The 22,648-nt window shown below is 50.5% G+C and carries 15 protein-coding genes and 3 pseudogenes; 2 read left to right on the forward strand and 16 right to left on the reverse strand.

Going from position 1 to position 22,648, the window contains the following annotated elements:
* Positions 1-61: 61 nt before the first annotated feature.
* From ACE41H_RS02370 to ACE41H_RS02425, 12 genes and pseudogenes are all read right to left on the reverse strand, one after another.
* Positions 62-1,066: a LacI family DNA-binding transcriptional regulator gene (locus tag ACE41H_RS02370; RefSeq protein ID WP_375353069.1), complete on the reverse strand. Its 1,005-nt coding sequence runs from the start codon at positions 1,064-1,066 to the stop codon at positions 62-64.
* A gap of 135 nt (positions 1,067-1,201) precedes the next feature.
* Entirely contained in the window at positions 1,202-2,011 is an 810-nt protein-coding gene (iolB, locus tag ACE41H_RS02375; protein ID WP_375353071.1) for a 5-deoxy-glucuronate isomerase, read from the reverse strand.
* A 73-nt stretch (positions 2,012-2,084) separates the two neighbouring features.
* Entirely contained in the window at positions 2,085-3,137 is a 1,053-nt protein-coding gene (iolG, locus tag ACE41H_RS02380) for an inositol 2-dehydrogenase (protein ID WP_375353073.1), read from the reverse strand.
* A gap of 78 nt (positions 3,138-3,215) precedes the next feature.
* Positions 3,216-4,691, reverse strand: a complete 1,476-nt coding sequence (locus ACE41H_RS02385) for a CoA-acylating methylmalonate-semialdehyde dehydrogenase (RefSeq protein ID WP_375353075.1) — start codon at positions 4,689-4,691, stop codon at positions 3,216-3,218.
* Between the two features lie 46 nt (positions 4,692-4,737).
* Complete coding sequence (gene iolC, locus ACE41H_RS02390) at positions 4,738-5,748, reverse strand: 5-dehydro-2-deoxygluconokinase (protein WP_375353077.1); 1,011 nt, start codon at positions 5,746-5,748, stop codon at positions 4,738-4,740.
* The gene (gene iolE, locus ACE41H_RS02395) at positions 5,745-6,674 is read right to left on the reverse strand and encodes a myo-inosose-2 dehydratase (protein ID WP_375353079.1); all 930 of its coding nucleotides are present in this window, start codon (positions 6,672-6,674) and stop codon (positions 5,745-5,747) included. Before iolE ends, iolC begins: the two co-directional genes overlap by 4 nt.
* Before the next feature lie 26 nt (positions 6,675-6,700).
* Positions 6,701-8,566, reverse strand: coding sequence for a 3D-(3,5/4)-trihydroxycyclohexane-1,2-dione acylhydrolase (decyclizing) (iolD, locus tag ACE41H_RS02400; protein WP_375353081.1), 1,866 nt, complete (start codon positions 8,564-8,566; stop codon positions 6,701-6,703).
* Positions 8,567-8,950: 384 nt separating this feature from the next.
* On the reverse strand, positions 8,951-10,981 hold the full coding sequence (locus ACE41H_RS02405) for a Na+/H+ antiporter (protein ID WP_375353083.1): 2,031 nt from the start codon (positions 10,979-10,981) through the stop codon (positions 8,951-8,953).
* A gap of 224 nt (positions 10,982-11,205) precedes the next feature.
* On the reverse strand, positions 11,206-13,809 hold the full coding sequence (gene ppsA, locus ACE41H_RS02410; protein ID WP_375353085.1) for a phosphoenolpyruvate synthase: 2,604 nt from the start codon (positions 13,807-13,809) through the stop codon (positions 11,206-11,208).
* A 77-nt stretch (positions 13,810-13,886) separates the two neighbouring features.
* Positions 13,887-16,304 carry an RNA polymerase recycling motor HelD gene (helD, locus tag ACE41H_RS02415; protein WP_375353087.1) on the reverse strand — a complete coding sequence of 806 codons (2,418 nt, stop codon included), beginning with the start codon at positions 16,302-16,304 and terminating at the stop codon, positions 13,887-13,889.
* Positions 16,305-16,611: 307 nt separating this feature from the next.
* A pseudogene (locus tag ACE41H_RS02420) lies at positions 16,612-16,884 on the reverse strand (glycosyltransferase); the annotation flags it as partial.
* A gap of 135 nt (positions 16,885-17,019) precedes the next feature.
* Entirely contained in the window at positions 17,020-17,868 is an 849-nt protein-coding gene (locus tag ACE41H_RS02425) for a helix-turn-helix domain-containing protein (protein ID WP_375353088.1), read from the reverse strand.
* A gap of 135 nt (positions 17,869-18,003) precedes the next feature.
* Here ACE41H_RS02425 and ACE41H_RS02430 point away from each other — a divergent pair, with 135 nt between their 5' ends.
* Positions 18,004-19,101 carry a glycoside hydrolase family 88/105 protein gene (locus ACE41H_RS02430; RefSeq protein WP_375353090.1) on the forward strand — a complete coding sequence of 366 codons (1,098 nt, stop codon included), beginning with the start codon at positions 18,004-18,006 and terminating at the stop codon, positions 19,099-19,101.
* 80 nt (positions 19,102-19,181) lie between these two features.
* On the opposite strand, the gene ACE41H_RS02435 is transcribed toward ACE41H_RS02430, so the two are convergent.
* The 4 genes and pseudogenes from ACE41H_RS02435 to ACE41H_RS02450 form a co-directional block, all read right to left on the reverse strand.
* Positions 19,182-19,343: a hypothetical protein gene (locus ACE41H_RS02435; protein WP_375353092.1), complete on the reverse strand. Its 162-nt coding sequence runs from the start codon at positions 19,341-19,343 to the stop codon at positions 19,182-19,184.
* Between the two features lie 642 nt (positions 19,344-19,985).
* Complete coding sequence (locus tag ACE41H_RS02440) at positions 19,986-21,155, reverse strand: RNA-guided endonuclease InsQ/TnpB family protein (RefSeq protein WP_375353094.1); 1,170 nt, start codon at positions 21,153-21,155, stop codon at positions 19,986-19,988.
* Positions 21,152-21,493, reverse strand: a pseudogene (gene tnpA, locus ACE41H_RS02445) (IS200/IS605 family transposase). The gene ACE41H_RS02440 and the pseudogene tnpA overlap by 4 nt, the downstream one beginning before the upstream one ends.
* Positions 21,494-21,757: 264 nt before the next feature.
* Positions 21,758-21,965: pseudogene (locus ACE41H_RS02450) on the reverse strand (macrolide family glycosyltransferase); the annotation flags it as partial.
* 311 nt (positions 21,966-22,276) lie between these two features.
* Here ACE41H_RS02450 and ACE41H_RS02455 point away from each other — a divergent pair.
* A complete protein-coding gene (locus tag ACE41H_RS02455) occupies positions 22,277-22,591 on the forward strand; it encodes a putative quinol monooxygenase (protein WP_375353096.1) in 315 nt (104 codons plus the stop codon).
* Positions 22,592-22,648: the final 57 nt, after the last annotated feature.

Consider the following 22,648-nt stretch of genomic DNA (forward strand, 5'->3'; position numbering starts at 1 on the left):
CCAATTACCTAATTAAAAAGCTTAATTAGAATTGGGTGTTCCAAGGTCGTGTATACGATCTTCATCTAGGCACTGTCGTTGACTCCCGAACGACCAACTCCGGCTTCAGGATCATATTCCGCGCAGGCTGGCGTTCCTGCTTCAACTCTTCAATCAGCAGGTCAACTGCATGACGTCCCAGATCTTCGATCGGCTGTGCAATCGTCGTCAGCGGCGGGCTCGTTACGGAGGCGAGAATCGTGTTGTCGAAGCCAATGACGGACAACTCCTGCGGCACCCGCAGGTTCAGCTCCTTGGCTGCTTGCAATGCGCCGATGGCCTGAATGTCGTTGCAGCAGAACAGCGCAGTGGGCTGAGCGGATTGTCCGAGCAGTTCCAGCACAGCTGCTTTGGCAGCATTAAGCTCGGCCGTCGATTCCCTGATCCGCTCTGGTGCCAGCGTGTGCCCCGCCTTCTCCAGAACTTCGCGGAAGCCGCGCAAGCGCTCCTGACTGCTGCTTACTCCCGCAGGCTCCGACAGCACCGCCACACGCGTATGTCCAAGGTCCAGCAGGTGCTGTGCCGCCAATGCACCACCGAGCCGGTCATCCGTGGCAACCGTATGAACAGCGAGTGACGGCATATGACGGGCAATCAGCGCAAAGGGGATTGACTGCTGCAGAAGCGGTGTCAGTATCCCGGCATTGCTGATACCTGTTCCAATCATCATGCCGTCGACTTTTTTTTGCTGAAGCAGGTTCAGGTATCGCTCTACCCGCTCGTCCTTGTTATCGGTGCTGCAGATCACGACACTGTAGCCCAGCTGCCGGCTCCGATCCTCCACCGCCCTGGCGAGCTCGGCGAAATACGGATTGGAGATGTCCGGCACGAGCAGCCCAAGCGTATACGTCTGCTTGCCTGTCAGGGCAGTGGCGATAGCGCTGGGCTGATAGTTCAGGCGCTCCATGATTTCCATAATCTCGGCGCGCCGCTTTTCGCTGATTTTGCCTTTGCCGTTAATGACCTGGGAGACGGTGGCAATGGACACTCCCGCCTCCCGTGCAATATCGTAAATAGTTGCTTTCATTGTGACTCCCCATTGTTTTCGTTTAACTCCCATTATGCAGGCGGATGCCGCCATAAGCAACCTGATGCACACAGACGGCTCACGCGCTGAAAAAAGAAGATGGGTTGGGTTGGGTTGGGTTGGGAGCTTCATCAATTAGCTGGGCTTCATCAACCAGTCATGATCCGGGTCATTCTGGAATCTCCAGGTTCGCGTCGGTCCGGCCATCACGTTCAGATAGTAGACCTCATAGCCCGGAGGAGCGCTTACCGGGTGGTATCCGCAAGGTACAAGCACGACTTCCCCATTGTTCACCGCGAGAGTCTCATCCACGGAGCGGTCATCCGTGTAAACCCGTTGAATCGCAAATCCCTGCTCCGGTTCTACGCGGAAATAATAGGTTTCCTCCAATAAGGATTCCTCTGGCAGCGCATCCCGATCATGCTTGTGCGGCGGGTAGCTGGACCAATGTCCATCCGGCGTGAATACCTCTACAACAAGCAAACTGTCCGCTTCCTTTTGCTCCGGTAAAATGTTGTGGATCTGCCGCTCCAAATTGCCGTACCCGCGCATCTCCACTCCAACATCTTCAGGGGCAATCAGCCGCGCCGGATAGGTGCCATGGCCCGATGCCGAGCAAATAGCCAGTTCTACGTTTGTCAGTGCCGTGATCTCTACCCGATCCGAGCATGGAACGTATACAGCGTACGGCGGGATTTTTTCGAAAACGCTCATTCGTTTCCCTATATTGTCCCATGTCTGACTGCGGGTCGCGACATTCGCCAAACCGCTGAGCAGCACAATGCAGAGCTCCTGATCCCCGCTCTCGCGGGTCAGCGTCTGCCCTTCTGCCAGCTTTGCCACCTGAAACCCGACATAGCTCCATCCGGCAGATTCCGGGGTTACGGTCAGCACCGTTCCATCTTCATCCGGTGTCCGCTTAGGTTTAATGATGTAGTCTGACATTGTTACCTCCACTCCCTCCCCTGGTGATTTCTTTCATCCGATTCTCGAAAACAATCCTCGAAAAGGCAGCAGCTCATGGGGCAGCCGTCTGTGTTCCAGCAGTCATCCCAGGCACCTCGCTCAGCTTCACGGGTCTTTTCTGCTGCAATGACATGCGAGCCGCCAGCGCAATGCGCTCCGCTTGTACGGCATCGTAGCCGCCCACCATCACGGGGGTGTCCTTCAGAATGGACTCGATAAAAAGGGCTGTTTCCTCCACATACGCTTCATTGTAGCGTTCCAGGAAAAAGTGCAGCGGTTTGTCGCGCAGCAGGCCACCCGCCGTGCTGATTTCAGCCGTATTCGGATGGTCATTGGCAGCCGCGGCGTTTCCAAGCGATCCGAACACTTCGACACGCTGATCATATCCATACACCGCCTGACGGCTGTTATCAATAACACCGATCGCTCTGTTCGCAAATTTCAGGGTGACAATGGCCGTATCCACGTCCCCATGCTCCGCAAATACAGGATCAATCAGCACATTGCCCAGGGCATACACCTCCTCCACCTCACTTCCCGTCAGGTAGCGGGCCATGTCGAAATCGTGAATCATCATGTCCATGAATATCCCGCCAGACACCCGAATGTACTCTGCCGGGGGCGGACTTGGATCGCGTGACGTGATTCTGATAATGTGCGGCTCCCCGATCGTACCCATCTGCACATGCTCACGCACCCGTCTGAAATTATGGTCGAACCTGCGGTTGAACCCGATCTGCAGCTTCACACCCGCCTGCTGTGCCGCAGTCACGGCGGCGAGGGTCTGTTGAAGGTCCATGCTGACAGGCTTCTCGCAAAAAATATGCTTGCCTGCCCGCGCCGCCTGCTCCATCAGGGGCACGTGCGTGTCGGTGGAGGAGCAGATCAGCACAGCATCCACTTCAGGCATCGCGATCAGCCTGCTGCTGTCAGTTGTGACGGCCGCAATGCCGCGTTCCGCTGCCCAGCTCTGCAGCTCCGGTCCGGCGAATATATCACTGATACCCACAATTTCGGCAAGCGGGTTGCGCAGCAGATTGTAGGCATGGATTTTGCCGATCCGCCCGGCCCCGATAATTCCGATTTTCACTTTATCCTTCTCCATTCGCTTATCCTCCCTGTATGCGTCTGACCCTGTGCGCATCTAGGCATACTGCAGCCAAACTGTGAATTTCGCTGTGGACTACCAGCGCGCTGTCAGCATTTTTTTGCGTGTATAGAATTCAACTCCATCCGTACCATTGGCATGCAGGTCACCATAGAAGGACTTCTTCCATCCGGAAAACGGGAAAAACGCCATCGGCGCAGGTACGCCCAAATTAATGCCCAGCATACCCGCATCAATCGTTTCGCGGAACTGCCGCATGCTCGCTCCGCTCCGGGTGAACAGACACGCCCCGTTGGCAAAATCCGAGCGGTTGGCCAGTTCTACCGCCTCCTCCAGCGTCGCAACCCTTGCCACCGAGAGCACAGGCGCAAAGATTTCGTCCCGCCAAATTTTCATACTGCTCTCCACTTCATCGAAGATGGTGGGTCCAATAAAATAACCGGACTGATCGGCAGCCTCATCTTTCCGGCCATCCCGGATCAGGGCGGCTCCCTCCTGTTCCCCGGACTCGATATAGCCCAGCGTACGCTCCTTATGCGGGCCACGGATGACCGGGCCAAGGAAGACCCCTTCGTCCATGCCGTTCCCGATCGTAATCCGGTCGGCGGCCTCCGTCAGTTTCTGTACGAGGGTGTCCGCGATATCACCAACGGCAACAACGACCGAGCAGGCCATGCAGCGTTCCCCGGCCGAACCGAAGGCGGCCCCCGTAATTTCCTTGACGGCCAGGTCAAGATCAGCGTCAGGCATGACGATGGAATGGTTTTTGGCGCCGGCGAGCGCCTGCACCCGTTTGCCATGCGCAGCGGCCGTGGTGTAGACATATTCGGCTACAGGCTGTGAGCCGACAAAAGAGATGGCTTGAACATCCTGGTGTTCAAGCAGTCCGTTCACGACGTCATGCGCACCGTGAACGATGTTCAGCACGCCGTCCGGGAGTCCTGCTGCCTGAAACAGCTCTGCCAGGCGGCACGCCAGCAGCGGTGTACGTTCGGACGGCTTCAGGACAAAGGTGTTCCCGCATGCAATCGCCAGCGGGAACATCCAGCACGGTACCATCATTGGGAAGTTAAAGGGGGTGATGCCCCCCACAACGCCGACCGGGTACCGGTACATGCCCGATTCAAGTCCTGTGGCGATGTCGGGCAGCTGCTTGCCCATCATGAGATTCGGGGCGCCTGCCGCGAATTCGACGCACTCGATGCCGCGCTGCACTTCGCCGTAGGCTTCGTTATAGCTTTTGCCGTTCTCCAGCGTCACCAGCCTGGCCAGCTCCTCCCAATGCTCGACCAGCAGCTGCTGGTAGCGGAACAATATCCGTGCACGCCGCGGAACCGGCGTGCGGCTCCAGGAAGGGAAGGCCTCCCTGGCTGTGCGTACGGCCAGATCAACGTCCGCCCGCTCAGACAGCGGCACGTAAGCAATGACCTCCTCCGTCGCCGGATTCACGACCGGCTCAGTGTGGCTGCCCGCCGGGGTGACCCAGGTACCTTTAATCCAGTTTTGTACGTGAATGATTTCCGTCTGCTCTGTTAATGCTCCTTCTCCCATAATCTTGTCTCCTTTGCTCCTTCGTACTATGACACTTGCCTTCGTACTATGACATTGTGATCTCGCCCCGGTTACAGCGCTCGATATAATCATGCACCTGGTCCACCGTTGGCATCGCATCCGAGCAGCTGTGGCTGGAGATGACGATGCAGGCGGCCGCACTGCCATAGCCCATGCTCCGCTCAATCGACCACCCCTGCATCAGACCGTACAGGAACCCGGCTGCATAGGAGTCGCCTGCCCCAAACGTTTTCACCACCTGCGCCGGATAGCTGGCCGCACGATGGGAAAGCCCTTCACGGGTATAGGCGATGGAGCCCTGCTTGCCATGCTTGATCACGACGATTTTTGCCGTAAAATCAAACCACTTCTGCGCCGTCAGCTGATCGCTGTGCTCCGGATTATGATCAAACGTCTCCATCATGTCGAATTCCTCGCGCGTGCCCAGAATGATATCGCATTTCTCGGCAGCAAGATTGTAATACACCGCCGTCTCCTCCGGCGACGTCCATGTATAGGGACGATAGTCAAGGTCAAACACGATCACGACACCATGCCGCCTGGCATAGGTCAGTGCCTGAAATACCGCCTCCCGGGACGGGCTCTGGGCCAGGGCCGTGCCCGAAATCAGCAGCACCCTGGAGTCGGCAATCAGCTGCTCCTGCACCTCGCGTGACTTCAGCTTCAGGTCGGCAACATGGTCACGGTACATGAGGATGCTGCAGTCGGCTGGGCTTTTGATCTCGGTAAAAGCGAGCCCGGTCACCGCACCAGTATCATCCGTTACGACATTGGATGTGTCGATGCCGTTGTTCTCCAGATAACGGTGGATGAATCTGCCCATCTGGTCATTCGCAATTTTGCCAATGAAGGCCGTCTTCATGCCAAGCCGGGACATGCCGATGGTGATATTGGCCGGAGAGCCACCAACGTATTTCGTAAATGTCATCGTTTCCTCCATCGGACGGTTGATCTCATTGGCATTCAGGTCGATGCACAGACGCCCGATCGCCGTGAAATCCAGCCTCTTGGAAGCAGGAAAGGATACATAGCTCATAACTGTGGACTCCTTTCTGTGCCGGGCTGCTGCTCAAGCAGAGAATGGAGATATTGCAGGGAACGGCTCGCATACGCATAAGGATTATGGATTGCCGGATCCTGCTCTCCTTCAAGCATCGCCCACCCGTCATAACCTCTGGTGATCAGCTCCTGCACAATCGCACCAAAGTTAATACAGCCATCTCCAGGCACTGTAAATACCCCTTTACGAATGCAGCCGACAAAATCGCTCCCCTCAGCCCGCGCCTCCTCCAATACATGTGGACGCACATCCTTGAGGTGGATATAGGCGATCCGGTCATAATGCTTGCGCAGCACCTCAAGCGGGTCGGCACCGCCATAGTAGGCATGGCCCGTATCATACAGCAGATACACCAGCTTGGGGTCAGTCAGCTCCATCAGCCTGTCAATCTCCTCTGGCTGCTCCACCACCGTGCCGCCGTGATGGTGGTAGGTCAGCTTCAGTCCGTGCTCACGGGCGATCGCTCCGGCCGCATTCAGCCCTTCCGCCAGGCTGTACCATTCCTGCTCACCCAACCTCAGCACTTCCTTTTCATGCGGTGTTCGCCGTGGATCAAAATGCAGGGAGCCTCCCACCTCGGCCGTGCTGATCACCACACTTCCCATGGACTGCAGAAATTCGGCATGGCGGCGATAGCTGTCCAGCTCGGACTGCCGATAGGCCGGATCGGAGAACAGCACCGATTTCCACTGGGATACCAGGCTAATGCCGCGCTTGTTCAGCTCCTCCCTCAGAACCTCCGGGTCTGTTGGATATTTGCGCCCCATCTCCGTGCCTGTCAGTCCAAGCCGCTGAATATCATCCAGAATCTGTTCACACGTCGTATCCTCACCGTGCTCCTTCACATCCTCGCCGACCCAATTGATCGGATGAATACCGAGCCGGAATGGCAGCTTGCTCATAGCTCCACGTCTCCTTTGTGAATAGATTAGATGAGTCTTGCTTTGGCGCGATTTTCCTGCATGACACCATGGGCATGAACGACCTTTTCCGCTGTGGACACTTCGGGAACGCTCACATTCCACCACGAATCATACCCGCCGGTGTTGGTGCCGGGAACGACCGGAATTTCAATCAGTGTGGTTACGGTCTCCGCCTGTGCCGCTCTGAGCGCCTGCTCCAGCTCTATGGCGGTTTCCACCCGATAGCTCTTGGCCCCCAGGCTGCGGGCATGGGCGGCAAAATCCATCGGCATATACTCCCCGGTCAAACGTCCCGTGTCTGCTTCCCGGTAGCGGAATTCATTGCCGAATCCGTCACTGCCATGTTCCCGCTGCAAATTGTGAATGCATTGGAAGCCGTTGTTGTTGAACAGTAAAATCGTGATTTTACGCTGCTCCTGCAGGCTGGTCACCAGCTCGGAATGCAGCATCAGGTAACTGCCGTCACCCACCATGGCGTACACCTCGCGCTCCGGCTCGGCCAGCGCGGCTCCCAGCGCTCCGCTCACTTCATAACCCATACAGGAGAACCCGTATTCCATGTGATACGTCTTTGGCTCCGCGGACCGCCACAAACGGTGTAAATCACCGGGCAGGCTGCCTGCCGCGCACACAATCACTGAGGATGGCGCAATAGTCCGGTTGATGACACCAATCGCAGCGGTCTGTGCCAGTCCCGCCTCATGTCCAAGCCCGTACAGCCGCTCCACCTCGGCATTCCACGCCTGACGCAGCGACGCGATTTCGGAGTCCTCATATCCACTGCGGTATCCGCGCTGCTGCAGAAGCGACTGAAGAGTCTGCAGACCTTCCCGCGCATCGGCCAGAATAGCTTCGCCCCCCAGCTTGGCGGCATCCATGCCATTCAGGTTAATGTTGACGAACGATACATCCGGATGCTGGAAAGCAGACCTGGACGATGTCGTAAAATCCGAAAACCTCGTACCGACGCCGATGACGATATCCGCTTCCCTGGCCAGCCTGTTAGCCGCCAGAGAGCCGGTTACGCCGATGGCCCCCACATTGAGCGGGTGGTTCCACGGCAGAGCGCTCTTGCCTGCCTGCGTCTCGGCAACCGGAATGCCAAATGCCTCGGCGAAGGCCGCAAGCTGCTCGGATGCCTCGGAATAGAGCACGCCGCCCCCCGCGATCAGCAGCGGCCTGCGTCCACGGGCGATCTGTGCAGCCGCCCGTTCCAGCGCTGCCCGAACCGGGGGGCGGCGATCCAGATAATGCACTCGCCGGGTGAAGAACGCTTCGGGGTAATCGTACGCCTCAGCCTGCACATCCTGCGGCAGCGCCAGCGTCACTGCTCCTGTCTCTGCCTGATCGGTCAGCACCCGCATGGCGTTGGTAACAGCCATCATCAGCTGCTCTGGGCGAATGATGCGATCCCAGTACTTGCTGACAGCCTTGAACGGATCGGTGGCCGAGATCGTATAGTCACTGCCTACTTCAAGCTGCTGCAGCACCGGGTCCGGCTCCCGTGAGGCAAAATTGTCACCAGGCAGCAGCAGCACCGGAATCCGGTTGACCGTGGCGGTAGCCGCCGCCGTGATCATATTGAGGGCTCCAGGCCCAATGGAGGTGGTGCAAGCATAAATCTGCCTGCGATTTGTCTGTTTGGCATAAGCCGCTGCGGTGTGCACCATGCCCTGCTCGTTTTTGCCCTGCAGGTAGGTGAGGCTGCCCGGGCTGCGCTCCAGCGCTTCCCCGATTCCTGTCACATTGCCGTGACCGAATATGCCAATGACGCCTTTTACAAACTTCGTCTCCACCCCGTCTACGGAAATGTATTGCTGGTCCAGATAACGGAGCAGTGCCTGAGCCATCGTCAATCGAATCGTTGTCATGATGAACCGTCTCCCTCCCCCAAAGGTTAAGCGCTTAATCTATCTGAAATTAAACGCTTACCATTAAAGGTTAAGCGCTTAATTTCATAATATTCCAGTCAACATGGTTTGAGCAATAACTTTTTTGCAAGCGTTATCATTTTTCATCGGATTCTTTAATGACCCTGCTTAAACAGTAAGTAAAAAAATAGGAAAGTAGGACAGCAGCAATCGGCGATACCAGGTACGGAACAATAGACAATCCCCCTCCTACAACCATTGAGTTACAAGGACGCGGTGAGGCCACTGATCCACGCGCCCTTACAGATATTCGACTGCTTCTTCCTGGATGTTTCTTCCGCCCGAATTGCTGCCATTATAGCATATACGAATGGATTCGCTCCCCTATTCGATATGCTCAAAGAGGAGAATACTTTCAATGAAATTGGAGCTTCTTCTTAATTCTTTTTCCTGTTCTTTATTGATTTCTCCCGTTTCATACATCGTGCGTATAGCCAGTCGTTCTGCATCAATTACTTTGAGCCTTAGTTCTTCCTTGAAGCTAACATATAGATCATCCTGATGTTCGTTTACACGCTTGAATCTCATGAGCATACTTTCATATTCCAGCATAACAGCATACACGTACTCCGGCTGCTGCAATGTTTTTGCATGTGCCTCAAGGCCTGTAATAGCAGCCTGAATCGCTTCCATTTGAACAGCCTTGACCTCACGCCATGTATCTTGATTGGGAAAAGCCCATTTCCGGAAGATTCGACTGAAACGAACAGCAGCATGCCTGATTCTTTTGGTCATTAATTTGGCTCCGGAACGCAGACTATACTCGAATGCCGCTTCCTGCATATCATAAAATTGGACTAACCGATCATGAACCAGCATATCAATTTTGTGGTTGTCTAAAAGCGTGGAGACATAATTCCTCTGAATATCAATAGCCAGCTTTCGAAATTCATCAAGGTTATCGTTAAATCGCATCACGTATTTATCATTAACATTCTGTCCTGAGAAGTTTTGTTCAAAACTGAGTATATATTCTTGCATCAGTTTGAGTGCAGCCGGTTTATTCTGATCATTCATTTCTTCTTTGATTTTTCGTAGGGCAACAAGTAAAAGTTTGGTTCTCGCTGCTCCCAATTCTAACTCATCCGCTTGATTATTTTCTTCCTCGCCTCTGCTGAGTATGGGAAGAAAAACAGTAGCCAGAATTAAAAGCAGCAAAATGACCCCGGCAGCAAGGAAAATAATTAACGAACGTTCAGGAAACACGTCCCCATTGGCAACGGAGACAGGGATCGTAAGCACGCCGGCCATGGTAACAGCACCACGAACCCCGGTTAAGGTCGTGATCAGATCCGTCTTTATTTGTGGTTTTTCTCCTTGTCTTTTGTTAGCCACGTTATACGTAAGCAGCGAGGTGATTATGGACCAGACCAATCGTGTTACAAGAATGGTCCCCCCGATCGCGGCAACATAGCCAAAAGCCAACCATCCGTTTATATCCGGTTGCGAAAAGATATCCATCATGGAAGACGGAATGTTCATGCCCAATAAAAAGAAAACGAAACCATTCAGGATAAATAACAGCATGGACCACGTATTTTCAGTAAGAACTTGCTCTTCCGCAATCAACGTCTCCGTGTATTGTTTCACGATAGAGTGAACAATGCCTGCAATAACTACAGCAATGACACCTGAAGCATGAAAAAAATGTTCTGTAACCATATAGATGCCAAATGGAGTCAAAATTTGCAGCAGCGTATGGAATGTGACGTCATGTATTCCTGCTTTGCGCAATCTGAAGCGAAGCGAGGTTACAACTACGCCAAGGATAAGCCCCAAAATAGCTCCGACTACAAAAACATAGGAGAAGTTTAAAGCAGCATCCTTCAAGGAAAAAAAGCCAGTAACCACCGCAGCGATGGCGAATTTGAAAGCGACCAGTCCTGAAGCATCATTGATCAGGGATTCCCCTTTGACCAAAACCATAACTTTTTCCGGTATTTTAATTCTCTTGGCGATACCGGTAACTGCAACAGGATCTGTAGGTGACAGAATTGCTCCCAGTGCAAATGCGGCTGCAAGCGGAATGCTGGGGATTAGAAAGTGAATGACGTAACCGCAGCCTAATGTTGTCAAAATGACCAGGAAAAATGCGTTCCCCAATATGAGAGTTCTCATTCCCCACAATTCCTTTTGCGGAAAGAGACGGCCATCATTATACAAAATGGGTGCGACAAATAATAACAAAAACCACTCGGCGTCAATTTCGAATGAATAATGGCCTGGTATTAGTGTAAGGATGATCCCTAAAGCGATCTGCGTTAAAGCAGTAGGAAGGGCTGGTACATAATGACTCACAATATTGGATACCAGCAATCCTACCATGACTAACAAAACAATCATTAGAAAATCCATCGTTGGCTTCTCCGTTTCCTATAGTATTTAGCATATCAGTAAAGGATAGGTTTATTTAGTATTTCTTGCGGAGAAGGCTCTTTATTCAGTTCGTATCAAATCAGCAAGCACCTGAGCAATTATTCCAGACTAAACAGTCTGTTCATGGGCACTTGCAGATCTTTAAAAACGATAGATTGGATTATCTCTTGCTCCGTATACAGAAATGAAATCGGTTGTTCCAATTACAATATTTCGATATAGCCTTCTGTTCCATGCACACGAATTCGTTGCCCGTCTTGGATCAGTTTGGTAGCATTCTCCACGCCAACAACGGCCGGCAAGCCATATTCACGTGCGATCACGGCTCCATGGGTCATCAGTCCGCCAACTTCGGTGACCAGACCTTTGATGGATACAAACAAGGGGGTCCAGCTAGGGTCCGTAAAGGCAGTGACCAATATATCCCCATCCCCCAGATCAGCATCTTTCATGTCTAAAATGACACGTGCGCGCCCCTCGATCACTCCGGAAGAAACAGCTAGACCTGCAATAGCCCCGTCTGGGAGATTTTCCTGTTTATACTTACCTGTAATAATTTCACCATCAGACGTGATCATACGTGGTGGAGTTAGTTTTTCATATCGTTTGTGATCGTCTTTTCGTTGGCTGATGAGCTGGTAATCCAGTTTGTTGGTGCGTACAGCTTCGTGAAATTCTGCAAAAGTGAGATAATATACATCTTCTTGTTCGTGAATAACGCCCGCTTGTACGAGTTGTTGTGCTTCTTTCAGCAAAGCCTGCTTGTAAATGAAATAACGATTCACCATGCCGTATTTTGGATATTCCCGATAACCGATGAAATTCCGGACGAGATCGATCATTCGTTTGGTTTCTGCGGCTTTTTGTTCACCATCCGGTAATCGCTTCAATCGCTCCAATATTTCTTGTTCTTTGTTTAAAGCTTCCTGTCGCCCTTGCTCAAATTTCCGCTGGCTGGCATTAGGCGTAAAGTTTTTGATATTACCCAGAATCATGGGGACAAGGGTACTTGGTTTTTCGCTCCAACGAGTTCTGGTTATATCGATTTCTCCGGCACAGCGCATTCCGTATTTGTCCAGATAAGCATAGATCGCATCTCTGGTTTCCCGGCCGCCCTCCAACTGAAGCAGCTCATCCAAGAAGTGATCATCTTGTACATGCTGCAAATATTCAATGACTTCCGGATAAGGACGAATCACATCTGCGACATCCAAGAGCGCCAGACCCATTTCGGAAGTAATATTGTTAGGTACGGATTGAGAAAGCATGTCTGCCGCGTTTTTTTCACCCAACCATTTATTTATGTTTTCATTGATCCATGCTGAAGCATCCATCGCAGCCATAAACACAGCTGAGCTTTGCGGGTCAAATAAAATCTTCTTTAATTGCTGCATATCGTCCACAATAAAATCAAATAAATCCGAACCTGATTTCGTATGAATGCTTTGTTTTAACTCTTCGATTGATGTTTGACTGCGCTTAATCAAATCAGAAACGATGGCCGGATCGCTATCGATTTGTGTTCGAGCACCTGCAGACGGCATAGCTTTATTGCTATTAGCAGGTTTTTTTTCATCATTTGGTAACAATTTAATAAAATCTCGTTCGATTATGGTCATAAGTGCGTCTTCAAAGAGCGGGTCGGATTGCCCCATATTTAATAAAGCTTCTCTGCCGGCAGGCGAAGCCAGGCGAGATGTGATATCGACAAACAATCTTCCGCCGGCTGTATGCATAGGTGCAAGAGTTGTTGACAGAAAAAAAGACAATCCTAATGGTTTCATGGCATCGGTCATCATTTGCTGGTGGCCGACAGATAAGTAAACGTGATTTTCCTGATCATTTGCTTCAGGGATGGGGTATAAAGTCGTGATGGGGCGGCTCTGGACAATATAAAATGTATCATCAGCCAAACACCATTCGATATCTTGCGGTTGGCCAAAATAAGCTTCGATCTCTCTTCCGATGTGTGCCAGTTGTAAAATTTGCTGATCAGTAAGGGTTTGCGTGTTTTGCTGCTCAGGGGTGATCTGCTTTGTCTCGGTTCCGCCTTCTTTCCGCCCATAGATCGCCAATTTTTTGGCTGCGATCCTCTTCTCGACGATTTCCCCTTCCCGTACTTTATAACCATCTGCAGATACCAGGCCAGAAACCAGCGCTTCTCCAAGCCCAAAACTGGCATCAATGGATAACAGCTTGCGGTTTCCGGTCATCGGATCAGCGGTAAACATAATCCCCGAAGCCTGCGGGAAAACCATCCTTTGCACGATAACGGATAAATAAACCTGGCTGTGGTCAAATCCGTTTTGCATGCGGTAGATGACCGCGCGATCCGTAAATAAGGAAGCCCAGCATTTGCTGATATGCTGCAGGATTGCTTCTTTGCCGATAATATTTAAATAGGTGTCTTGTTGACCAGCAAAAGAGGCATGTGGCAAATCTTCAGCAGTCGCACTGGAACGCACGGCATAAGCATGTTCATCACCAAACCGGGAAAGATAGTGAGTGACTGCTTTCACTACATCCGTAGGGATTTCCACTTCCATAACGATTTGTCGAATCTTGCTGCTGATTTCAGCAATTTGAGCCCGCTCTTCTGCTTTGAGCATGGTTAGTTGCTGTAACAATGCTTGAAACATTTCGTTTTGTTCGATGGCTTTTTGATATCCCTCGGTTGTAACACAGAACCCTTCTGGTACCTGGATTCCTTGAATTTTCGATAATTCCCCTAAGTTTAACCCTTTTCCGCCAACAAGCAAAAGCTGCGTTTTTTCCATTTCCTGAAAACCGAGCACCAAAGAACTCATTCAACATCTCTCCTAACCATTAATATTGAGAAAAAACATTTGACAAGAGTTTAATCTCTGCGTTCTGTCGCTCAAAGTCAAGCGGGCTCATTCTCAAATAAATTTGCAGGCAATGCCTGCACAAACGGCGACCATTCACCTGTCGTGTAAAGATGCAGCCGGTGCATGGCCCGCGTACACGCCGTATACAGAAGCTTGCGTTCATTGTCCCGGCCGTAAGCTTGAGGGGAAGCCTCATAGATCAGAACTGCATCAAACTCAATGCCCTTGGCGAGATATACGGGAATGATCATCACCCCTTTCTCAAAGGTGACCGTCTCCTTCGTAATGAGCTGTAATGCTTCGCCTCCTTGCATCCGTAATGATTCAAAGGCAACGCGGCTTTCGGCCGCAGTCTTCGTAATGACGGCAATAGAGTCGAAACCTTCGGCTTTAAGTGCCGCAATATCTTTCAACATTTGCTCATCACGCTTCTCTCCGCCTTCTAACGTGACAAGAAGAGGCTTCGGCCCACTCCTTGCAAAGGGGACGATTTCCGACCCGTCAGAGAGCAGTGCCTTCGTAAATTCCACAATCTCCCGAGTTGAACGATAACTGCGCACAAGACGGATCAAGCTCGTTTCGGCTTCGCCATAAAGCTGAAACAACGGCGAATCGGGCTCCTGCAGGTTGGTAGCCTGCATAAAGATCGCCTGCCCGAAATCGCCGAGTACCGTCATGCGGGCACGAGGAAACAGTTTTTTAAGATACTCATATTGAAACGGCGAATAATCCTGCCCCTCATCAACGAAGACATGCCGAATCTCCGTGTTCGTGCGGACGCCTTCGATCAGTTCTTTTAAATACAAATACGGAGTCGCATCCTCATAAAATAATTCGAGCCGGTCCAGCTTTTCTTTGGTTTGCTTGCAGATTTCAGGCCATAGAACAGGGATTTCGATCTCATTCGTCTTCTCCAGATAAGCAGCTTCATCGTCAAATAATTGGGCGTACAGGCCCTGGACATCGATAAACGCAAATTTCCTGACGCTTTGCCTTAACGGTTTGAAGCCCATCTTTACGATCCTTTGGCTGAGCAAATCTTCCTCCCGCTCGGCGAAGTCAAAGTCGCCTTCATCTCCCCGGCGCTTGTTGCTTATTTTCTCGTAAACTGCGGCGTAATGCTCGGCAATGTCAAAGACTTCCCTGTCCTTGTGCAGCTCGCCGAAAATTTCCGCATATTGCTCGCTGTCGAGATAATTCATTTCCTCCTCTACCCAGGACGCCCTGCGCTCTTTGCGTTCCAGCAGTGACAGCTCCTTCAGAAGCCATTCCTGCAGCAGTTCAACACGATTGGCCAAGCGCAAGGAGGGGTCGTAACTGTAAAATTGCGATCTCATTTGCTCTGCGGTGATCAGATCACGGTCCCGAAACCGAATGCCGTTGAAAAGCATGCCTGCCCGCCCCAGCCACAACGCATAGTTTTGCAGGGCTTTCGAAAAAGCCTCGGACGCCTTGTACTTCATCCCCTGCAGGCGAGCCTCATAATGTGGAGTTGATTGTGCGGTCAGCACATATTCGATCTGATCGAAGGCATCCTCCAGACGTAAGGATGAACCAAGCCAATATTCGAGATACTCCTGTAAAGTCGTCTGCTGCATGTTCTCCTCGCCGAGCTCAGGGAGGACGGAAGATACATAACTGTTAAATATCGGATTTGGTGAGAAAAGAACGATCTGGTCAGCCTTAAGCGAATCGCGGTTTTTGTACAGCAAATACGCTACACGCTGCAAGGCCGCAGAGGTCTTCCCGCTGCCAGCTGCCCCCTGCACGATAAGCAGCCGGCTATGATCGTTGCGGATGATGGCATTTTGCTCCTTCTGGATGGTGGATACGATACTCTTCATTTGTGAGTCCGCGCCTTTGGCCAGCATTTGTTGGAGCAGTTCGTCGCCAATTGTTACGTTCGCGTCAAACATATTACGGATTTGTCCATCGTGAATCTGATACTGCCGTTTCAGCTCCATCATACCCGTGATCCGCCCGCCCGGCGTGACGTAAGAGGCTGGGCCGGGGGAATGATCGTAGTAGAGACTTGCGATGGGAGTGCGCCAATCATACACCAGGAAGCTCAATCCATCTTCAGCGACGAAGGAAGATACGCCGATATAAATCTGCTCGCTCAGGTTCAGGCCATCCTCCAGAAAATCGATGCGTCCGAAATACGGAGAGGGCAACAGCCGATTTAAGCTCTTCCATTGTTGCGTCAGAAGCCGATGGCCACGCTCCCGTTCGGATAATACGGCGGCCTGTTGTTTAATCGTATAAAATGTTTCTTCAAATTCTTCGTCCGAGTTCGTATTGACCGTAACTTCTTCCCAGAACCGCCTGCGAATCTCAGCAGCCTGATCGTGCAGCCCGCTAATCTCCGGTTCCAACTGGTCGATCCTTGCTTTCAGCTTTTCCCTGACCTGATCCAGCCGTTCTTGTTCTGTCCGCCATTCTTTCGCTTCCATGTTGTTCTGAACACACTCCTTTTCGGTCTAGTCTGCAAAAAAGAGCATTGACAAATCAGAGGTCACTGGTATAAAATAAAGTTAGGAAAAGTAATTAATATACCATTCTTGACATGATTTTCAATCGCGCTACCGATTATAGCATAGCGTTTTTTTGTGTTCAAATGTTTTTTTGTATCTTGGCTTATCTGCCAAGCTTTTTTTGTTTTCCGCATAATATGAACACCAATAAAAAAGCTTTTTATAGTCTCCCTTTCGGGCGATTATAAAAAGCTTAAACTGCTCTGCAGCACCTATCGCGTTCCCTTTAAAATTTTCCGGGGAATTGTTTGACAATGCCTTCTGTCAGGATATCCGCTAAATGAATCATATGGATCTCGTTTTTGTCGGTTGCTGCAATATCCGCTCTCCAATCCCCTTTGAGACAGTCAAGGACGATTTCCGTAATCAACTGAAGGTGCGTATACAGCATATCTTGCAGCACTTTAAAATGCCAGTTCGGATTCGCTGTGCTTAAAAATTTGGCGATAGCGTCAGCATTTCTGTGCCAATCCACCTCTAACTTTTTCACATTCATCTGCCCCTCTGTACGTTTGGATATAAACCGATTTGTTATATTATGGTTGGAATATCCGATTTTATACAGAGTATTACATCCTCCTCGGCCGAGCGTTCATAGAGACCCGGCACCGGAATATCAAGCAACATTTTACTTTCATATTCTCCGCGTCTCCCTTTTCCTTCTATAATGCAGTGGCGCATGGCCCGTGACCGCCTTGAACACCCGGCCGAAATGCGTCACGCTTCCGAAGCCTACCTTTCTTGCGATCAGGTTCACCTTCATGGAAGAGCTCTCCAGCAGCTTCTTGGCTTCCTTGATCCGCACGCTGTTCATGTATTCTACAAACGCGAAGCCTGTCGCCTCCTTGAAGGATCGACTCAAATAATAAGGACTGATATAAAACCTGTCCGCCAGCAAATGAAGCGATAGTTCTTCCATGTAATGCTCGTTAATGTAGCGAACGATCTCCGATACTCGTTCATGCATGGGACTGGGTGATGCCAGCGGCTCCGCATCATGCTGCCGGACGTGTCTGCAGCACAGAATGAGCAACTGCACGGCAAGCGTCTGGGCAAACAGTTCGAAACCGCTTCCACGTTCCTGCATCTCCTGAATCATCGCTCTGGAAAGTGTCTCGATCGGCTGCCTATTGCGCAAGGAGCCGTTCATAATCAGGTAATCCCGTTCCAGCAAAGGCTGAAGCGCTTCCTTATGAGAACCATCCGGCGAAAAATACCGTTCATGCATATTGATAATGAGCCGCTCATGCTTCGGCCGCTCCGCATTGGTCGTACGGTGCAGAATATTGGGAGCGATAATGACGACATCGCCTTCGCTAATGGTAATCGTCCGGTCTTGAATAAAAATTTCCCGCTTGCCGGACATCAGATAATAGATTTCGTAGGTACTGTGAAAATGGCTCACCGGCATATGGTGGCTTAACGCTTTCCGGTGGGATACCTGGAATGTGCCTGCATTATTTTCAAAATATAGATCTCCCAAGCCGCTCCCCTCCCCCTTCCTTACCTGTTGTTCATTATACCGCAAGAAATAAGAAGAAAAGGTGGCATTCCGCAAAATATGTACATATTCCGATGCTAGAATAGGAGTACAAATAACCAAGGAGGAAGGATACGCATGCAAACCGCTTCATCCCTTATGACCCCGATCCAATGGGCGCTAAAAGCTTGCGAAGCATTAATGAATAAATTCGAGCCGGAAAATCTTCCGCCAGACCGGTTCCACTACCATCAAGGCGTCTTCCTGTCAGGCATGGAGAAATGCTGGCGGCAGACCGGAGATCAGAAGCTGTATGACTACATGAAAGGGTGGGTGGACAGCCAGATCCTGGAGGACGGCAGCATCAAAAAGTTTATGTCCGACGAGCTTGACGACATACAGCCCGGCGTGCTTCTTTTCACTCTCTACGAGCAGACAGGAGACGATCGGTACAAAAAAGCGCTGCACACGCTGGTGCCCTTGCTGAAGTCCTGGCCGACGAATCCGTCCGGCGGGTTCTGGCACAAGGGGCATTATCCGAACCAAATGTGGCTGGATGGCTTATATATGGCCGGACCGATTGCCGTGCAATTTGCCAAAACATTTGGCGAGAGCGATTATTTTGACATGATGGCTTTTCAGGCGCTGCTCATGGAGAAGCATACGAAGGACCCTGTCACAGGTTTGCTGTACCACGGCTGGGATGAAACCAGGCAGGCCAAATGGGCCGACCCCGTTACGGGCCTTGCACCGGAGTTCTGGGGTCGCGCCATCGGCTGGTATCCCGTCGCCTTGCTTGAAATGTTCGAATACATGCCAGAGGATCATCCGGATAAAGCCAAGCTCGTAACCATTGTACAGGATCTGCTTATCGCTCTGACAAAGTATCAGGATCCCGCCACCGGATTATGGTATCAAGTCGTAGACAAAGGCGACCGCCCGGATAATTGGCATGAAAACTCCTGCACGGCGCTGTATGCGCATGCCATTGCAAAAGCCGTTCGGTTCGGCTATCTCGACGCCAAATACATGGATTATGCATGGAAAGGCTACCAAGGCGTCATCGATACGCTGAAGTTCGACGAGAACGGCAACGTCGTGATCGGCAACATTTGCATCGGCACGGGAATCGGCGACTACGCCCACTATATCAACCGCCCAACCAGCGAAAACGACCTGCACGGCGCAGGCGCTTTCATCCTTATGTGCGTAGAGATGAACCTGGCGGATAAATAGGTCATAATAGTTTTTTAACCCAACTTGTAAAAACAGATCACTTGGGGGCAATAGATACCACCTGAGTGATCTGTTTAATATTACTTCAAATATCTACCCGTGATTGACTGCTCCGCATGAATGATCTGTGCAGGTGTGCCTTCGAACACCACCTGGCCGCCCTTGCTGCCTCCGTCCGGTCCCATATCGATGATCCAATCCGCCTGGCTAATCACATCAAGGTTGTGCTCGATGACGATCACCGTAGATGATGATAATTAGTGGAATATGTACGGCAAGATGAATTCTGCTTTATTTTCCTTGTATAAGACCATTCTAATAAAGTCTATATAATTCTTTTCAAGTCCACTTCGCGGCTTGCTGGACCTTTTTTCTTTTGCGTGAATCAAGAATTTGCTTTAGTTTAGGACGTTCCCGCTTACGATCCTCCAATAACAGCCTGACTCCCCGTATCAGAAGTCTGTATCTCATGTCATCGTCATGGTCAAGTTTGTGCATCTCTTCGAAATAATTCTTTTTCACTCACTATCTCACTCCATGCTTCTCTCAAATTTTACTTTAATAGTACCATATAACTCTAGACAATTTCTAAACATGACCAATAGAACTACTTTATCAGGATCTTATAGACCAAAATACTTAGACCATCCTTTATCGGATGACCTCTGCGAATAGAATATCATTGCAGTTATTGACTTATGAACCTCCCCTACTTACGCTTGACTTAGAAGTAGGGGTTTCTTACCAGCCACACCGTTACTTTCTGCAAACCAATAGGTTGGCTATTGGCTTTCGCTGCCAGCAGCGGAAATCTAACGGGATGGTTCAGTAAGCAACACTTTTGCAAGTGGGTGGGAACTCACCATCTACTACTTCTCACTCATCTAAGCGATCCGTAGATACTTGATCGATTTCGTTTCGCCCAAATATCGGATGTCTCCATGCAGATATTTGGACAATATTCCTTTGCTTCCATGAATGTCCCGATGTTCTTCATAGCCGCAGGTACAGGTATAGTTTCTTGTAGAAGTCTTTTTCCTTCTACCGCAACAAGGACATTGTTGACTTGTGTAGCTTTCATCCACCTGTTTCACGCTTGTTCCATGGGCTTCAAGCTTGTATTCGAGTTGTTTCCGAATCTTGCCGAAGCTCCAATTGGATAATTTTTGTGTGACGGTCTTGATTCTCTTCTTTTTCGTATGGCGCTGCACGCCCTCCACTTGGCCAATCACGACTTCCTTGACGTCATTTTCCGTACACCACTGCACAAATTGCTTGGTTGTTTTATGAATGACATCCTGGAGTTGACGCTCGCTTTTGCTGAGGATGTACGTTTTGGCTTTCTTGTACTTTTTCCATTGCCGACTGCCTTTCTGGCATTTGCTCATCCGCTTCTGGATTTCGGCCAGCTTCTTGTTGCGTAACCGATGAATACTTCTGGCTTTTCTGCCCGTGATCATGATCGACTGGTTTGCGGTAGTCGTTGCTGCGATCGAGTGGATTTCCCCCAAATCCACACCTGCAACCTCGCTGCCCTCATTGACTTTGGCCACTTCCCCATCCTCATAGCAAAAAGAAACCATGAGCTTTCGGTCGTACACCAGTTCGATTTCTTTGATCTCGGCATCAGGCAAGTCGGCCACGACGATCTGAATCGGTTGCTGGCGCTTTCCATTCTGGATGCCTAAGCTTAATTGGATGGTGTTGCCCTCGATTTTGAACGATTGGTCTACCCATTTCGTGTTGAAAACCTTCTTCTTTTTGTAGGGGTATTTGGTCTTCAGGCCTTGCCTTTTCGCTTGCTTTGCGCTCTCTCGGGCAAACAAATATTTATGACAAACAGCCTGTACAGACTGGGAGTGAAGGGGGAATCGATTTTTCAAAGCGGCTTGAAGTTTGGTTTGTCCAATCCATTTTCCATCGTGTTGCAGGAAATAGTTCTTGGCGATGGACAGACACTCATTCCAGACTTCGGCTGAAATCCGGTTGCACGCAAACAGTCGGTCCAGATCGGCTTTGGAAGCTTGAAACACTGTTTTGACACAGCGGATCATGGGGTCTTCGCCTCCTTCCCTTGATTCTCAATATAAGTTTTCAATACTTCCAGAGGTGCCCCGCCTACGGTAATCAGACAGTAACTTTGCGACCAGAAATATTCTTTCCACAATTTCTTTTTTACATCGGGGAAATCTTTCTTGATCAGACGAGATCTGGCACTCTTATAAGCGTTGATACATTGGGGTAGTTCCGTGTTGGGATGCGCCTTGAAAAGCACATGAATAGGATCGCGATCGTGATTCCATTCCCTTCATGCCATATGATCGTTTGCTCCAATGTGTTCAAAATGGTAGTTTAGAGCGAACACTGAATGATTATTTGGGTCTAATTTCATCCACACACCAACCTTGGGGTCGGGTAGAGGCGAAATTGATACGTGATTTGCACGAGGGGTCACCGCCTTAACGAGAACGTATATTCCCATCATACCACACCAACATTCGACGAGGAAAGCACGAGCTTTATACAATAGACAAGTGCATTTAGGCTTCGCCTAACCGAGATTCATCCCCTCCTCAAAGTTTTGTGAGCGCTGCTTCCTGAGTAAGCTTCGAACAAAACTCGCTTCGGAAGCATGGGCTTAGAGGAAGGGGACTTCTCACGGAAACATGTTAAAGTCGAAAATCTCATTAACAGCTTGATGATACCCATCTGATCTTCGAAGGGATTGCAGCAGCTTTCCTGAAAGATGAGAGGTTAAACACATGATCTGCGGCTTCACACAGCTGCTTTGCAGTCAAGCTTTGCATTTGCGATTTCATGCCTGCTCCGATATTGGCGACTTGCTCCGCAATGATCGGCTGATCCGGCACGGCATTTATAAATAAAAAACGCGCCATTTTTACGACTCCTTAGGAATACTGTTCTCTTCATTGTAGAGCTCCGAAATTGAAGGTTGTTGCTTTTTCATCGTTATCCGTCCCTTTATCTAATAGTGTAAGATTGTGCTTTACAAGTCTATAGGTGCATGATATTATCTAATACTGTAAGGCACAATCTAACATCGTTAGATTGCGTCGAAACTAATGAAGAAAATAGTGACCCGCATGCATATACCGATGTGGTCATGCGCAAGCTAATTTCTCTGAGTTTAAGGAGAATTTGAAAGGAGAAAAACATGACACTTCAAAACCAACCCGCGTACATCATCAAGATGCGCGCCAAGCCCGGAAACGGCGACAAGCTGTTCGAACTGGCTACCATCGGCATGGAAAAGTCAGGCGCGTCCGACCGGTTCATCATCCTTCGTGAGGACGACGACCCGGATGTGCTCTGGAACGTCGAAGTATTCCGGTCCATCGAGGCAAAGGAAAGCTACGAAACCAGCGCCCTCGCCGACGAACTCCGTGACGAGATCATCGATCTCCTCGCCGAGCCGCCAATGCGCATCCCGGTCCACCCATACTCCGCTCTGCCGCTCGACCCAGCGTGAACTGCCCGCCGGGATGCAAATGAACGGCCTGAAGCATCTAACGAAGACAAAGCCCTC

This window comes from Paenibacillus enshidis, from assembly GCF_042136365.1.
GTDB classification, from domain to species: Bacteria; Bacillota; Bacilli; order Paenibacillales; family Paenibacillaceae; genus Paenibacillus; species Paenibacillus enshidis.

Excerpts from the sequence above, each read along its gene's own strand:
- ACE41H_RS02370 (WP_375353069.1), bottom strand. The coding sequence starts at position 1,066 with ATGAAAGCAACTATTTACGATATTGCACGGGAGGCGGGAGTGTCCATT.
- iolB (WP_375353071.1), bottom strand. The coding sequence starts at position 2,011 with ATGTCAGACTACATCATTAAACCTAAGCGGACACCGGATGAAGATGGA.
- iolG (WP_375353073.1), bottom strand. The coding sequence starts at position 3,137 with ATGGAGAAGGATAAAGTGAAAATCGGAATTATCGGGGCCGGGCGGATC.
- ACE41H_RS02385 (WP_375353075.1), bottom strand. The coding sequence starts at position 4,691 with ATGGGAGAAGGAGCATTAACAGAGCAGACGGAAATCATTCACGTACAA.
- iolC (WP_375353077.1), bottom strand. The coding sequence starts at position 5,748 with ATGAGCTATGTATCCTTTCCTGCTTCCAAGAGGCTGGATTTCACGGCG.
- iolE (WP_375353079.1), bottom strand. The coding sequence starts at position 6,674 with ATGAGCAAGCTGCCATTCCGGCTCGGTATTCATCCGATCAATTGGGTC.
- iolD (WP_375353081.1), bottom strand. The coding sequence starts at position 8,566 with ATGACAACGATTCGATTGACGATGGCTCAGGCACTGCTCCGTTATCTG.
- ACE41H_RS02405 (WP_375353083.1), bottom strand. The coding sequence starts at position 10,981 with ATGGATTTTCTAATGATTGTTTTGTTAGTCATGGTAGGATTGCTGGTA.
- ppsA (WP_375353085.1), bottom strand. The coding sequence starts at position 13,809 with ATGAGTTCTTTGGTGCTCGGTTTTCAGGAAATGGAAAAAACGCAGCTT.
- helD (WP_375353087.1), bottom strand. The coding sequence starts at position 16,304 with ATGGAAGCGAAAGAATGGCGGACAGAACAAGAACGGCTGGATCAGGTC.
- ACE41H_RS02430 (WP_375353090.1), top strand. The coding sequence starts at position 18,004 with ATGCAAACCGCTTCATCCCTTATGACCCCGATCCAATGGGCGCTAAAA.
- ACE41H_RS02440 (WP_375353094.1), bottom strand. The coding sequence starts at position 21,155 with ATGATCCGCTGTGTCAAAACAGTGTTTCAAGCTTCCAAAGCCGATCTG.
- ACE41H_RS02455 (WP_375353096.1), top strand. The coding sequence starts at position 22,277 with ATGACACTTCAAAACCAACCCGCGTACATCATCAAGATGCGCGCCAAG.